At 69.9% G+C, this 14,095-nt stretch carries 11 protein-coding genes and 1 riboswitch; of the genes, 7 read left to right on the plus strand and 4 right to left on the minus strand.

All coding sequences use genetic code 11. From position 1 onward, the window contains the following. Positions 1-122 precede the first annotated feature (122 nt). Positions 123-1,154 (plus strand): TerC family protein, encoded by a 1,032-nt coding sequence (locus OHA18_RS32080; protein WP_328999078.1) that lies wholly within the window; start codon positions 123-125, stop codon positions 1,152-1,154. On the opposite strand, the gene OHA18_RS32085 is transcribed toward OHA18_RS32080, so the two are convergent. Genes OHA18_RS32085 through OHA18_RS32095 form a run of 3 tightly spaced genes read right to left on the minus strand, consistent with a single transcriptional unit; the run spans position 1,151 to position 3,902 of the window. Continuing rightward, positions 1,151-2,017, minus strand: a complete 867-nt coding sequence (locus OHA18_RS32085; RefSeq protein WP_328999079.1) for a C40 family peptidase — start codon at positions 2,015-2,017, stop codon at positions 1,151-1,153. The genes OHA18_RS32080 and OHA18_RS32085 overlap by 4 nt on opposite strands. Then, positions 2,014-3,078 (minus strand): mandelate racemase/muconate lactonizing enzyme family protein, encoded by a 1,065-nt coding sequence (locus OHA18_RS32090; RefSeq protein ID WP_328999080.1) that lies wholly within the window; start codon positions 3,076-3,078, stop codon positions 2,014-2,016. The genes OHA18_RS32085 and OHA18_RS32090 overlap by 4 nt, the downstream gene beginning before the upstream one ends. After that, complete coding sequence (locus OHA18_RS32095) at positions 3,075-3,902, minus strand: serine hydrolase (RefSeq protein ID WP_328999081.1); 828 nt, start codon at positions 3,900-3,902, stop codon at positions 3,075-3,077. The genes OHA18_RS32090 and OHA18_RS32095 overlap by 4 nt, the downstream gene beginning before the upstream one ends. A gap of 43 nt (positions 3,903-3,945) precedes the next feature. On the opposite strand from OHA18_RS32095, the gene OHA18_RS32100 reads away from it, so the two are divergent. From OHA18_RS32100 to OHA18_RS32110, 3 genes are read left to right on the plus strand one after another with little or no spacing between them, the layout of a single operon-like run. After that, positions 3,946-4,923 carry a cobalamin biosynthesis protein gene (locus tag OHA18_RS32100; protein WP_328999082.1) on the plus strand — a complete coding sequence of 326 codons (978 nt, stop codon included), beginning with the start codon at positions 3,946-3,948 and terminating at the stop codon, positions 4,921-4,923. Next, a complete protein-coding gene (locus tag OHA18_RS32105; RefSeq protein ID WP_328999083.1) occupies positions 4,914-5,594 on the plus strand; it encodes a phosphoglycerate mutase family protein in 681 nt (226 codons plus the stop codon). Before OHA18_RS32100 ends, OHA18_RS32105 begins: the two co-directional genes overlap by 10 nt. Continuing rightward, positions 5,585-6,553: a DUF3500 domain-containing protein gene (locus OHA18_RS32110; protein ID WP_328999084.1), complete on the plus strand. Its 969-nt coding sequence runs from the start codon at positions 5,585-5,587 to the stop codon at positions 6,551-6,553. Before OHA18_RS32105 ends, OHA18_RS32110 begins: the two co-directional genes overlap by 10 nt. 29 nt (positions 6,554-6,582) lie before the next feature. Here OHA18_RS32110 and OHA18_RS32115 read toward each other — a convergent pair whose 3' ends face one another. Beyond that, a complete protein-coding gene (locus tag OHA18_RS32115) occupies positions 6,583-7,857 on the minus strand; it encodes a vanadium-dependent haloperoxidase (protein WP_328999085.1) in 1,275 nt (424 codons plus the stop codon). Between the two features lie 148 nt (positions 7,858-8,005). Continuing rightward, positions 8,006-8,152, plus strand: a riboswitch (cobalamin riboswitch). 33 nt (positions 8,153-8,185) lie between these two features. On the opposite strand from OHA18_RS32115, the gene cobN reads away from it, so the two are divergent. The 3 genes from cobN to OHA18_RS32130 all read left to right on the plus strand — a co-directional run bounded on the left by cobN (position 8,186) and on the right by OHA18_RS32130 (position 14,088). Next, positions 8,186-11,881: a cobaltochelatase subunit CobN gene (cobN, locus tag OHA18_RS32120; protein ID WP_328999086.1), complete on the plus strand. Its 3,696-nt coding sequence runs from the start codon at positions 8,186-8,188 to the stop codon at positions 11,879-11,881. A 12-nt stretch (positions 11,882-11,893) separates the two neighbouring features. Further along, a complete protein-coding gene (gene surE / locus OHA18_RS32125) occupies positions 11,894-12,664 on the plus strand; it encodes a 5'/3'-nucleotidase SurE (RefSeq protein ID WP_328999087.1) in 771 nt (256 codons plus the stop codon). Between the two features lie 95 nt (positions 12,665-12,759). Continuing rightward, positions 12,760-14,088, plus strand: coding sequence for a TolB family protein (locus OHA18_RS32130; protein ID WP_328999088.1), 1,329 nt, complete (start codon positions 12,760-12,762; stop codon positions 14,086-14,088). The last annotated feature ends 7 nt before the right edge of the window (positions 14,089-14,095 follow it).

Raw genomic sequence — 14,095 nt, forward strand, 5'->3', positions numbered from 1 at the left:
GCATCGTCATCACGGTCAAGGGCTTGTGTCCCGCGCCCGGTGCCCCCGGCCAGACTCGCTCGCTGAGTCCGGCGGAAGAGACCTTCGGAGTCGATTTTTCATCTGAGCTCCGGAGGTTTTCTGTGCACGTAGCTGACTACGTTTGGTACATCACCGTCGGCGTGCTGCTCGCGCTGCTGGCCTTCGACGTGTTCGTCATCGGCCGCCGCCCACACGAGCCGAGCACCCGCGAGTCGGCGACCGCGATCGCCTTCTACGTCGGCCTGGCGGTGGTCTTCGGCCTCGGGGTCTGGGTCTTCTCGGGCGGGCAGTACGCCGGTGAGTTCTTCGCCGGCTGGCTCACCGAGTACAGCCTGAGCGTCGACAACCTGTTCATCTTCCTGATCATCATGTCCAGGTTCGCGGTGCCGAGGAAGTACCAGCAGACCGCGCTGCTGGTCGGCATCATCCTGGCGCTGTTCTTCCGCGGCATCTTCATCGCGGTCGGCGCGGCCGCGATCAACGAGTTCTCCTGGGTCTTCTACATCTTCGGCGCGTTCCTGGTCTACACCGCGATCCACCTGGCCAAGCAGGGTGAGAACGACGATGACGACTTCAAGGAGAACGCGGTCATCCGGTTCGCGAAGAAGCGGCTGAACGCCACCGACGAGTACAACGGCGTCAAGCTCACCCTGAAGAAGAGCGGCAAACGCCTCGTCACCCCGATGGCGATCGTGATCATTGCCCTCGGCACCACCGACCTGCTGTTCGCGCTCGACTCGATCCCGGCGATCTACGGCCTGACCCAGGAACCGTTCCTGGTCTTCACCGCGAACGTCTTCGCGCTGATGGGTCTCCGGCAGCTGTACTTCCTGCTCGGCGACCTGCTCAAGCGCCTGGTCTACCTGTCGCTCGGCCTGTCGGTGGTGCTCGCGTTCATCGGCGTGAAGCTGGTCCTGCACGCCATGCACGTGAACGAGTTGCCGTTCGTCAACGGCGGCCACCACATCGAGTGGGCGCCGGAGATCCCGATCTGGTTCTCCCTCGGCTTCATCATCATCACCCTCGGCATCACCACGGTCGCGAGCCTTCACAAGTCCCGCACCATGGCGGCCGACGAGCCGGCCGCGGTCGAGCCGACCGAGGACCCGGCCCCGGAGCGCCACACCAACTAGAACCGGGCGGCGGTCACCAAGGTTGCCCGGCGGTCATCGGTGAGCGGCTCGTTCTCGAGCCGCTTGCCGGTCTCCGAGGCGTGCAGCATCCCGGCCGCGGACACGAAGCCGACGTGGTGCACCGGCTTGCCGTCCCGGCCGAAGAAGTACAGGTCGCCCGGCTGCGCTTCGTCGATCGGGATGTTCGCCAGCGAGTCTGCCTGGTCGTGTGCGTCCCGCGGGATCCGCAGGCCGAGCACCCGGCTGACCGTGTGGATCAGCCCGGAGCAATCGAGCCCGTGTGCCGACGTACCGCCCCACAGGTACTCGAGGCCGAGGAACAGCTCACCGAGCCGCAGCCGGTCCTCAGGTCCCGACGGCTCCACGACGGACCGCAGCGCGTCGTCCGCGATCCAGCCGGACCCGGCGTCGGGCGTCGCGACCCGCGTGTACCCGTCCGCGTGCTCCAATGACGCCAGCACGGTCGCAAACGACAACTCTGCCAGCTGGCGACCATCAGGCTCAGCCAGCAGCGATGCTGTCGGTACGTCGATCGCGACCGGATCGGATGCGCTCTGCGGCAGTTCACCCAGGTGGCTCGACGGGATCCAGCCCGGGTAGCCCAGCTCGTCCTGGGACGACGGCTGCCACGGCGCGAGGATCTCGGACCAGCCGTCGCGTTCCGTGCGCACCAGCACGGGTTCGGCGAACAGCAGCTGGGTGAGGGTCCGGCCGTGCAGGCCCAGCCGGGTCTCGGTGTCCATCGACTTGGCCCAGCCGGCCACGTCGGGTTGTGCGGCGGTTGCCGGGGCGTCGATGTCGCGTGGTGCGTCCGGCGAGGTCCAGACCGTGCTGATCGGGACGTTGGTTGCGGCTAACTTCATGCGGTCAAGCCTGTCACGCCGAGTCCGGGAGCAGAAGGCAGGTGGATCAGCGAGCCGTCGTACCGGATCCCGCCGGTCACCGGCGCCTCGCGCAGCCACCAGGCGGCGTCCAGGTCGTTCACCGTCGTCGTCGGGTACGCCGACACCAGCGCGGCCGCCGCGCCGACGCCGACGTGGCTCTCCATCATGCAGCCGACGATCGCGCCCAGTCCGTGCTCCCGGGCCAGTTCGAGCAGCGTCCGCGCCGGCGCCAGCCCGCCGCACTTGGCCAGCTTCACGTTCACCAGGTCGGCCGCGCCCTGCCGGATCACCGCCACCAGATCGCGTACGCCGTACACGGACTCGTCGGCGAGGATCGGCGTACTGACCCGGTCGGTCACCCAGGCCATCCCGTCGAGGTCCGCCGCGGCGACCGGCTGCTCGACCAGCTCGATCGCGCAGCGGGCGTCCTCCAGTGCGCGGATCACCGTGACGGCGTCGCGGCGCGTCCAGCCCTGGTTGGCGTCCAGCCGCAGCCGCGGTTCGGGCCCGATGGCCTCGCGGACCCGCCGGACCCGCTCGATGTCGCCGGCCGCGTCGGTGCCGACCTTGATCTTGAGTACGTCGAACCCGTCCGCGACCCGGTCCCGCCCCGCGGCCGCCAGCGCGGCCGCGTCGCCGACCGACAAGGTCACGTCGGTACGTACGACGTCGACCGTCGACCCGAGGAACCCATGCAGCGTCTGACCGCGCCGCCGTGCCGCCAGGTCGTGCAGCGCAACGTCGACTGCGTCCTTGGCGCCGAAGTTGCCGACGGCCGCACCCTGCACGCGGCGCAGCGCCTCGGTCAGGTCGTCAGGACCGAGGCCGTCGAGCGCGGTCGTGATCGGGCCCTCGATGCACGCCTCCGAGCCGGCCAGCGAGTCGCCGGTCACCTTCCACACCTGGGGCGCCTCGCCCCAGCCACTCAGCTCGCCGTCGCTCACCTCGACGAGCAGCGACTCGACATGCGTCGCCGTACGCAACGCTGTGATGAACGGGGTGTGCAGCGGTGCCGACACCCGATGGGTCGTGAGCTTCACCGCACGGCCTCCAGATCGTGCCGGTGGTTCCACGCTTCCAGGGCGATCGCGGCGATCAGCTTCTGCGCTTCGGAGTCCGGCAGGCCGGACGTCGTACACACCACCAGCACGAACGGATCCGCGTCGTCCGGCCGCACGATCCCGCCGTCGTGCCGGATCCGGGTGTCCCAGCCGTTCTTGTGCTCGACCCGGGTGCCGCTCGGCAGCAGCGCCGGGATCTCGCCGTTCCACTGGTTGCCGGCCAGCAGGTCGCGCAGGTAGTCGCCGGAGGCACCTTCCTGGTTGCCGGCAGCAACGAGGGCGCCGGCGAGTCCGGCCGGGCTCATCAGGTTGCTGATCCCGGCCCGCTGCGCCGGACCGTCGTCGATGCCGCGCTGGATCTTGGACGCGGGGGCGGGTGAGCCCGGCAGCGTCGCCTCGCGCAGGGCGGCGTGCGCCGCGGAGATCCCGACCTGTTCGAGCACGAGGTCGGTCGCGAGGTTGCTGGAGCGGGTGATCATCTCGGTTGCGAGCCACCCGAGCGGCACCGGCGTACCGAGCTTGGTCCAGGTCGCGGGCGCCTCGTCCTCGTCCGGGTCCACCGCGAACCGGCCCTCGCCGGCGGACGCGAAGTCGTTGTGCACGGTCACCGGCTGGTCGAGCGCCAGCTCACCTGCCTCGACCTTGCGCATCATCGCCATCGCCACCGGCAGCTTCATCGTGCTGGCCGAGTAGTGCGTCCGCTCCGCTGCGTGCTCGAACAGCGGTACGCCGTCCAGCCGGCCGAGCCACACCCCGAACTCCCCGCTCCCGTCGACCCCCTGGAGCAGCTCCGCGATTCCCATGCCGTCACCCAATCACAGCCGAAGACCTGGCAGACTTCCCAGGGTGTCCCGGGCAATCGGTCTCCTTCTCGGCTTCGCCGCCGACCGTGTGCTCGGCGACCCGCGCCGCTTCCACCCCGTCGCCGGCTTCGGCGGAACGGCCAACCGCCTCGAACAGCTCGTGTACGCCGACTCTCGCCGCGCCGGAGCGGTCTACACGGCAACCCTCGTCGGCACCACAACCGCCGCGGGCATCCTGGCGGAGCGGCTGACCCGGCACCACCCGATCCTGCACACCGTCGTCACCGCAGCCGCGACCTGGACCGTGCTGGGCGCGCGCAGCCTCGACCGCGAGGCTGAGGCGATGGCCGGTCTGCTCGAGGAGAAGGACATCCCGGCTGCGCGCGACCGGCTCGGCCATCTGTGCGCCCGCGACGCGACCGATCTCGAGGCGGACGAGCTGGCCCGTGCGACGGTCGAGTCGATCGCCGAGAACACGTCGGACGCCTGCGTGGCGCCATTGCTCTGGGGCGTCTTCGGCATCCCCGGCCTGCTCGGCTATCGGGCCGCGAACACGCTCGATGCGATGGTCGGCTACAAGTCACCGAAGTACCAGAACTTCGGCTGGGCATCGGCCCGCCTGGACGATCTGGTCAACCTCGTCCCCGCCCGCGTCTGCGCGGTGCTCACCGGCCTGGCGGCCCGGCGACCGCGCCAGGCAAGAGACGTGTGGCGGCGGGACGCCTCCAAGCACCCGAGTCCGAACGCCGGTCCGGTCGAGGCCGCCTTCGCAGGTGCACTCGGGCTGACGCTCGGTGGCACGAACAGCTACGAGGGCTCCCAGGAGAACCGCGGCACCCTCGGCGCCGGGCCTTCGCCGACGGTCGACGACATCCGTCGTACGGCGGCACTCGCGAGGCGGGTCGGAATCGCCGCCGCGGGGGTCACCGCAATCCTGACGTTACGTCCGAAGAAGCGCGGACACGTCTCGCCACTTCTTCGGACGCAAGCAGCTCGGCGGGAGGGGGAGCGATGGGGGTGAGTGATCGGCCTCTGCGGATCGCGCTGATCCGGCACGGCGAGTCCGAGGCGAACCTGGACAAGACGATCTACGAGCGCATCCCCGACCACGCCGTACCACTGACACCCCGTGGGCACGAGCAGGCGGCCAAGGCGGGCAAGGACCTGCGGGAAGTGTTCGGGAACGAGCCGGTCCGGGTGTACGTGTCGCCGTACCTGCGGGCCCGGCAGACGCTGGACTCACTCGGGCTGGACGACCTGATCGAGCTCCCGCGGGAGGAGCCGCGGCTGCGTGAGCAGGACTGGGCGAATCTCCAGGACACCGAGGACATCGAGCAGCAGGAGAAGCTCCGCGACTCGTTCGGGCACTTCTTCTACCGGTTCACGCACGGCGAGTCGGGTGCGGACGTGTACGACCGGGTGTCGACCTTCCTCGAGACCATGCACCGCGACTTCGAGGCTCCTGACGCTCCGAAGAACGTGCTGCTGGTGTCGCACGGGCTGACCATGCGGTTGTTCTGCACCCGCTGGTTCCATTGGTCGGTCCGGTTCTTCGAGTCGCTGCGCAACCCGGCCAACGCGGAAACACGCGTCCTGCTGCGGCAACCCGATTTCCGGTACAAGCTGGACCGGCCGTTCGAGCAGTGGACACCTTACGAACCAACGGAACGGGAGCGATCGGCATGGTTGTAGCGCAGACACGGGACACGGTCCTCGAACTGCTGGCGAGCCTGACGCCGGCCCAGCTCGAGAAGATCCGGGGCCCGTTCGACAGTCCGGATCATCAGCAGTGGACGTACCTGCCCGGGCCGGTGCCCGGTCTCGCACTGACCGAGCTCACTCCGACCCAGCAGAAGCTCGTCGAGCGGCTGGTCGCGACCGGCTGCAGCGACCGGGGTACGGCGGACGTGTGGGCGGTCCTGGACGCGGAGGTCGTCTGCCGCGGGCTGCCGGACCTGCCGCCGTCGGGCGAGTGGGAGGGGGCGACCGTCAGCGACCGGTACTTCCTCCGGGTGCTCGGCGACCCGAACGGGACCGATCCCTGGGCCTGGCGGCTGAACGGCCACCACCTCGCGTTGCACGTGACGCTGGTGGACGGGGCGATCTCGTTCACCCCGCAGTTCATCGGCTCGAACCCGGCCGAGGTCCGCACCGGCCCGAAGGCCGGGCGGCGCTTCCTGGCTGCCGAGCAGGACCTGGGCTTCCAGCTGCTGCACGCCCTTGAGCCGGGCCAGCTGTCCCTTGCCGTGGTGTCGGACGCTGCGCCGGACGACATCCTGACCCGCCACGACCCGGTCGCCGACGCATCCCTGCTGCACCACGGCCTCGCGTACGGCGACATGAACGAGGACCAGCGTCAGCTGCTCAGCCTCCTCATCGGCCAGTACGTCGGTCGCGCCGCCGGGCCGATCGGGTTGCAGACGTGGCAGGACATCACCGAGCAGGGCATCGAACGGCTGTCCTTCGCGTGGGCGGGTGAGACCGAGCCAGGCGTGGGGCACCGGCACTACTACTCGATCGCCGGGCCGACCTTCCTCGCCGAGTACGACAACACCCAGGACGACGCCAACCACATCCACTCGGTCTGGCGCGACTTCCGCAACGACTGGGGCACGGACCTCCTCGCCGCCCACTACGCGATGCACCGCTGACGCGGCGCGCGGCGAGGAGGCCGGAACACTCAGCGGTGGCGCGGCATGAACTCGTGGCCGATCGTCCACGCGGCGGCGCGGTGGCCGAGACGACTGGCGTCGGTCATCGCCTTCCGGAAGTGGAAACCGAGCCAGATCCTGGCATTGATGGTCTCTGCATCGAGGGCCGCGGCGCTGTCGAAGTGCCGGGAAGCCGTGGACACGAGAGCGGGGACGTCCAGATCGAGCGACCGGGCGCCGAACAGGTAGCTGAAAGTTCCGGTTGCGGCCCCTGTGATGGACGCATGCCCGCTGACGTAGTCCGGATACGGCGGCGTCTGGAGCAGCGACATCCAGTTGGTGTCAGCTTCGGTCGCTGGGTTCCCGTCGGTGTCGGCGAGCCGGATGGCGGTGATCGGACGCCAGTAGGCGTCGTCGAACTTGGCTCGCCAGCAGGCGATCAGCGCATCGGCCACGCCCGTACTCAGCAGGGCGAACGCCCGGGCACTGTCGACGATGTCCATCCTTCGCGCCGTGACCTGGCCGCGCAGCGCCGTCTGGTACTGCAGCACGGCGTTGGCGTTCCAGAAAACCGCGGTCTCGGTCTGTGCCGCGGTCCGGGCGGATCCGACCAGCGCACCCATCGCCTTCACCTCGGCGAAATCCCGGGCATAGGCCTTGGACGTGATCGGGTCAGGGCCGGGCAGCCGGAACTGCGTCGGCGATCGGAGCGCAAGCGGTGCGACGAATCCGAGCCACGGGGCGAGCATCGGCGCGAGGGCGTCGGGTGTCGGGCGCCAGACTCCGGGAGCGGGGGTCACCCTCAATTGGATGTTCGCGCCCCGGCCGTCGTTGAGCCGTGCCCGGATCAGCGTCGCGGCCGCGTGCCGGCCGACCTCGGTTCCGCGGATCTTGGCCCGGCCTTCGGGAATGCTGCCGAGCGAGGCGGCATAGTCGGTCGCGAGCTGCGCGGCTGAGGCCGGGAAGTAGTACCTCAGCACGTCGTACGCCGCCGTCGCGGCCGCCGCCTCCGAGGACGCCCGCGCGCGGATCCCGGGTTGCTTCAGGTACGGCTGGTACCGGCCTTCGATGGCCACCACGGCGTCGTACACGGCCAGTGACACGAAGCCGAAGTACAGGCTCCCCACCGGGACCGGGGTGGCGTTCTCCGCGTAGATCGTCCGGCCGGCGATGGTGTTCCACTGGGTGATCATCGCCGGGCCCGCCCGGACGCCGCCGGCCTGGCTCGGCGCGGCGACCAGGGCAGGGGTGATGAGGCCGGCGGTCAGTACGACGACCAGGAGTCTCCAGGCCTTCAAGCGCATGATTGTCTCCTTCAGCTCAGGTAGAACCGGATCGGCCTGTGCTGAAGAAGACGTTGCCGTGCGACGCCGGAGGGCGTCCGCAGTACAAACCCTGTCGTTCCGCCCTATACCAATCAAATGCACCGGTCAACGCGACAACGTGGGACGACTTCCACACCCGGTACGGCGACTCCGTCAGCTAGAGTCACGACCGTCAATCGACGGAATCAGCAGGAACCCGGTGTGAGTCCGGGACGGTCCCGCCACTGTGACCCGTGAAGGGGAGTCAGGAACTGCCGCCGTCGTACCTCCGTTCGGGGCGTGGACACCCCGGGGAAGGAACGCTCGCGTGCTCCTTTTGCTCTCCACCGCCGACACCGACCTGCTCGCGGCCGCCGAGGCGAACGCCGGCTGGAAGGTCGCGAACCCGGCCCGCCTCGACCTCGCCCAGCTCGGACCGTTGCTGGACGCCTCGGAGGTGGTCGTCGTGCGGCTGCTCGGCGGCCGCCGAGCGTGGGAAGAAGGACTCGACGCGGTCGTCGCGTCCGGGAAGCCGGCGGTGGTGGTCAGTGGCGAGGCTGCGCCCGATGCCGAGCTGATGTCGCTGTCGACCGTGCCCGCCGGTGCGGTCACCGAGGCACTCGCGTACTTGCGTGAGGGCGGTGCGGACAACCTCCGCAACCTGGCCGGCTTCCTCCGGGACACGCTGCTGCTGACCGGTGACGAGTTCGATCCGCCGCGCGCGCTCCCGGCGTACGGACTGCGGGGTACGTACGTCGAGGACGAGCGGCCCGTGGTCGGAATCGTGTACTACCGCGCGCACGAGATCTCCGGCAACACTGCCTTCGTCGACGCGCTCGCGGATGCGGTCGTCGCGGCCGGCGCTCAGCCGCTCCCCGTGTACTGCGGGACGCTGCGCGGGCTCGACCCGGCCGAGAATGTCGGGCTCTTCGATCTGCTGCGGAAGTGCGACGTACTGGTCACCACGCTGCTCGCCGCCGGCGGCTCGGTCGCAGCGAACGCCAGCGCGGGCGGATCGGACGACGCCTGGGACGCCGGCGCGCTCGCGTCGCTGGACATCCCGCTGATCCAGGGCCTCGCGCTGACCTCGACCCGCGAGCAGTGGGTCGAGAGCGACGCCGCCGTGAGCCCGCTGGATGCGGCGACGCAGGTCGCGATCCCGGAGTTCGACGGGCGGCTGATCACGGTCCCGTTCTCGTTCAAGTCGTACGACGCCGACGGGCTGGCCCGGTACGCGCCGGACGCGGAGCGGTGTGCGCGGCTGGCCGGGATCGCGGTCGCCCACGCCCGGTTGCGGCACGTGCCGCCGGCCGAGAAGCGGATCGCCCTGATGTTGTCGTCGTACCCGACGAAGCATGCGCGGATCGGGAACGCGGTCGGTCTGGACACGCCGGCGTCGGCCGTCGTCCTGCTCGGCCAGCTGGAGGCGGCCGGGTACGACCTCGGCGGGCTCGACCTGAGTGAGCTTCAGGGCGCGGACGGTGCCGACGGGCTGATCCACCGCTTGATCGCCACCGGTGGGCACGACGTCGACTGGCTGACCGACGAACAGCTGGCCAATGCGGTCGCCAAGGTCCCGCAGTCCACCTACGCCACCTGGTTCGGGCGCACTCCCGAATCGTTGCAGGCGGCAATGATCGAGGCGTGGGGCGAGGCGCCTGGTGAGCTGTACGTCGACACGTCGGGGGACGAGACCGCGATCGCGCTGGCCGCGTTGCGGTTCGGGAACGTCGTGCTGATGATCCAGCCGCCGCGGGGCTTCGGCGAGAACCCGGTCGCGATCTACCACGATCCGGACATGGCGCCCTCGCACCACTACCTGGCGGCGTACCGCTGGCTGGAGGCATCGCCCGAGGAGGGCGGTTTCGGCGCGCAGGCCGTCGTACATCTGGGTAAGCACGGGACGCTGGAATGGCTGCCGGGCAAGGGGATCGGGATGGCCGCCGACTGTGCGCCGGACGCGGTGCTCGGGAATCTGCCGATGGTGTACCCGTTCATCGTCAACGACCCGGGCGAGGGCACGCAGGCGAAGCGGCGGGCGCACGCGACGGTCGTCGACCACCTGGTGCCGCCGATGGCGCGGGCCGAGACGTACGGCGACATGGCGAAGCTGGAGTACTTGCTCGACGAGTACGCGACCGTGTCCGCGCTGGACCCGGAGAAGGTGCCGACGCTGCGGGCGCAGATCTGGACGCTGATCCAGGCGGCCCAGTTGCACCACGATCTGCACACGGACGAGAAGCCGGACGACGAGGAGTTCGACGAGTTCGTCCTGCACCTCGACGGGTATCTGTGCGAGATCAAGGACGTGCAGATCCGCGACGGATTGCACATCCTCGGTGCGGCGCCGGAGGGTGAAGCGCGGGTCAACCTGGTGCTCGCCGTACTGCGGGCGCGGCAGCTGTGGGGCGGTTCGTACTCGATCGCCGGCCTCCGCACGGCGCTGGGCGAGACCTTCGGCGTGGACGAGGCCGCCATGCTCGCCGATCCCGGCCGGGCCGTCCCGGAGTTGGCGGACCTGGCGACTCTCGCGGATCTGCCCGCGGTCAGTGGTGCGGACGGTGTGGATCTGCTGGAGGCCGTCGCGCGGAAGCTCGTCGTCGGGATGGAGACGCTGGGCTGGGACGCTGCGAAGGTCCCGGTCGTGGTGATGGAGGTTCTCGGGCGGCCGTCGGCGCAGGTCGAGTCGTCGCTCACCTTCGCCGCTACCGAAGTGGTGCCGCGGCTGGCCAGGACCGGTGACGAGCTGGCGAACGTACTACGGGCGCTCGACGGCCGCTTCATCGAGGCCGGGCCGTCGGGGTCGCCTACGCGCGGGTTGGTCAACGTTCTGCCGACGGGCCGCAACTTCTACGCGGTGGACCCGAAGGCGATTCCGAGCCGCAACGCCTGGGACGTCGGCGTCGCGCTGGCCGACTCGCTCCTCGCGCGGCACCAGACCGAAACGGGGGAGTGGCCGCGCTCGGTCGGTCTGACGATCTGGGGTACGTCGGCCATGCGCACGCAGGGCGACGACCTCGCCGAAGTGCTGTGGCTGCTCGGCTGCCGCCCGGTCTGGGACGAGGTGTCGCGGCGGGTGACGGGCTTCGAGGTGGTCGACCTGGCGGAGCTCGGCCGGCCCCGGATCGATGTGACGATCCGGATCTCCGGGTTCTTCCGGGACGCGTTCCCGCACGTGGTCGCGCTGCTCGACGAAGCCGTGCGTACCGTCGCCGCCCTGGACGAGTCGCCCGAGGACAACTTCCTGAAGGCCCATGTCGACGCGGACGTTGCTGCGGGCAACGATGTGCGGCAGTCGACGGCCCGGGTGTTCGGTTCGAAGCCGGGGTCGTACGGCGCCGGCCTGCTCCCGCTCGTGGACGCGCGCAACTGGCGCACCGACGCCGAGCTGGCCGAGGTGTACGCGGTCTGGGGCGGGTACGCGTACGGCAAGGACCTCGACGGCGCGGAGGCCCTCGGCTCGATGGAACGCGCGTACGCCCGGATCCAGGTCGCGGCGAAGAACGCCGACACCCGCGAGCACGACATCATGGACTCCGACGACTACTTCCAGTACCACGGCGGCATGATCGCGATGGTCCGGCACCTGACCGGCTCCAACCCGAAGGCGTACGTCGGCGACTCCGCCGTACCCGCGCAGGTGAAGACCCGGACGCTGGACGAGGAGGCCAAGCGGGTCTTCCGCGCCCGGGTGGTGAACCCGCGGTGGATGGCGGCGATGCGGCGGCACGGGTACAAGGGCGCGTTCGAGATGGCGGCGACCGTCGACTACCTGTTCGGGTACGACGCGACCGCGGGCGTGGTCGACGACTGGATGTACGAGACGCTGACGACGGAGTACGTCGCGGATCCGGAGATGGCCGAGTTCTTCCGCAAGTCCAACCCGTGGGCGCGGCACGGGATCGCGGAGCGGCTGCTCGAGGCGGCGCAGCGCGGGCTGTGGGCAGAGCCGTCGGCCGAGGCGCTGGAGACACTGCGCAACGCAGTCCTTGAGACGGAGGGTGACATCGAGGACCGCGGCTGATTGGGTAGAGGCATGCCGCCTGAGCAGCTTCGAGTCCTGATCACCAACGACGACGGCTATCTCGCACCGGGGATCCGTGCGCTCGCGCCGGTCATCGCCGAGCTCGGGTACGACGTCGTCGTGGTCGCGCCGCTACTCGACGAGAGCGGCGTCGGATCCGCGCGGGCGGGGATGGTCGGCCGCCCGATCCGGACCGCGTCCGACGAGGAGAACGGGGTCACGTTCACCGGGATCGACGGTACGCCGGCACTCGCGGTGACACTGGCGAATGTCGGGGCCTTCGGGCGGCCGCCGGACCTGGTGCTGTCCGGGATCAACCGCGGGCACAACATCGGCGTACCGATCTTCCACTCCGGCACGGTCGCCGCCGCGCTGACCGCGGCCGAGCAAGGCACGTCAGCCGTTGCCATCAGCATCGACTCGGAGAATCCGTCGTACTGGGAGACCTCGGCCACAGTCGCCGCCGAGGCCCTCGCCTGGATCGCCTCCGAGCCGGCCGGCACAGTCGTCACGATCAACGTCCCGGACCGGCCGCTCGACCAGCTGGCCGGCGTCCGGCACGCCTCCCTGCACCCGATCAAGCGCTCCCGGGTCATCGGCACGAGGGCGCCGACCGGCGAGCCGATGATCGAGATCGAGCCGGTCCGGCCCAACCCGGTGGCCGGCTCCGACGAGGCACTCCTGGCGGCCGGATTCGTCACCGTCACCCCGATCGTCGGCATCCGCGAGGTCAAGGACGACGCAGCCGCGACCGCCCTGGCCAAACGCCTCACCTCACGCTGAGCAGTTCAAGCGTTCGACCGTAACTTCACCGGCTCCGAGGGCATCAAGGTGGTTGTCCTAAGGGGGCCATGATGAAACCTGTCCTGCACATCCGGATGAGGAGCCTACTGGCGGCGGCAGTGGTCGCCGCAGTATCGGGGGGAGCGGTCAGCGTCCCGGCGGTCGCCGGTGATCGGCGGGGCGACTCGATCGAGCTGGTGTCGGCCACGCCGGCTGGGATCGGCGGTGACGGCGAGTCGGCCGCCGGGACCGAGAACGGGCTCGCGGTGTCGGCCCACGGGCGGTACGTCGTGTTCTCGTCGTACGCGAGCAATCTGGTTGCTGGTGACACCAACAATCAGCGGGACGTGTTCGTCCGGGACGTCGTGACCGGGCGTACGGCGCTGGCGTCGGGCGGCGCCGGCGGCGTACCGGGGAACGGCGAGAGCCGGGAGCCGTCGATCTCGGCCGACGGACGGTACGTCGCGTTCAACTCGTCCGCGTCGAACCTGGTCGTGGGCGACACGAACGACAGTCAGGATGTCTTCGTCCGCGACCTCCGGACCGGGCGGACGACAGTGGCGTCGGTGGGACGGACCGGGCGGGCGGACGGGGACTCGTGGGAGCCGCAGATCTCGGCCGACGGTCGCCACATCGCGTTCACGTCGAGTGCGACCAACCTCGTGACTGGCGACACCAACGCCACCCAGGACGTGTTCGTCCGCGACCTCGCCGTACGCCGGACCGAGCGGGTCTCGCTGACCGCGGACGGGAAGCAGATCGACATCTTCTCGAGTTCGCCGGCGATCTCCGGCGACGGCCGGCTGGTGTCCTTCACGACACAGGCCCTGACCCGTCCGTCCGCCGTCGACCTGCCGGTTTATGTGCGTGACCGCAAGGCGAAGACGACCCGCGACGTCTCGCTGGATACGACGGCCGACCCGCGGTCGATCATGGTCGAGACTGTCTATCCGACCTTCTCGGCCGACGGACGGTACGTGGCGTTCGTCGTCATCAGCTGGCTCGGGCTCGGCTTCGACGCGGTCCCGAACGTCTGGCTGCGCGACCTCCGAACCAATCGCCTGCGGCTGATCTCGGCCGACTCCGCGGGCCGGCCTTCGGCCGCCGTCGGACCGGTGTTCCGTACCGGCGTCTCCGCGGACGGAAGGTACGTGACCTTCGGTACTCCGGCCCGCCTGACCGCCGCCGACCAAGGCAACCTGAGCGACGTCTTCCGGCTTGACCGCACGACCGGCGCCCTGGTCTGGATCACCGAGCACCAGGACCAGACCGACCCCTTCGGCGGCCGGATCGGCAGCGTCGGTCCAGCCATCTCCACCGACGGCCAGCACGTCGCCCTCGACTCCGACGACAAGCAACTGGCTCCTGGCGGCGGCACCTCCGGCCGCGACACCTACCTCTGGAACGCCGTACGTCCCCGATGACCGGCAC

The organism is Kribbella sp. NBC_00709, assembly GCF_036226565.1.
Taxonomy (GTDB): domain Bacteria; phylum Actinomycetota; class Actinomycetes; order Propionibacteriales; family Kribbellaceae; genus Kribbella.

Excerpts from the sequence above, each read along its gene's own strand:
- OHA18_RS32085 (WP_328999079.1), bottom strand. The coding sequence starts at position 2,017 with ATGAAGTTAGCCGCAACCAACGTCCCGATCAGCACGGTCTGGACCTCG.
- OHA18_RS32095 (WP_328999081.1), bottom strand. The coding sequence starts at position 3,902 with ATGGGAATCGCGGAGCTGCTCCAGGGGGTCGACGGGAGCGGGGAGTTC.
- OHA18_RS32105 (WP_328999083.1), top strand. The coding sequence starts at position 4,914 with ATGGGGGTGAGTGATCGGCCTCTGCGGATCGCGCTGATCCGGCACGGC.
- OHA18_RS32110 (WP_328999084.1), top strand. The coding sequence starts at position 5,585 with ATGGTTGTAGCGCAGACACGGGACACGGTCCTCGAACTGCTGGCGAGC.
- OHA18_RS32115 (WP_328999085.1), bottom strand. The coding sequence starts at position 7,857 with ATGCGCTTGAAGGCCTGGAGACTCCTGGTCGTCGTACTGACCGCCGGC.
- surE (WP_328999087.1), top strand. The coding sequence starts at position 11,894 with ATGCCGCCTGAGCAGCTTCGAGTCCTGATCACCAACGACGACGGCTAT.
- OHA18_RS32130 (WP_328999088.1), top strand. The coding sequence starts at position 12,760 with ATGAGGAGCCTACTGGCGGCGGCAGTGGTCGCCGCAGTATCGGGGGGA.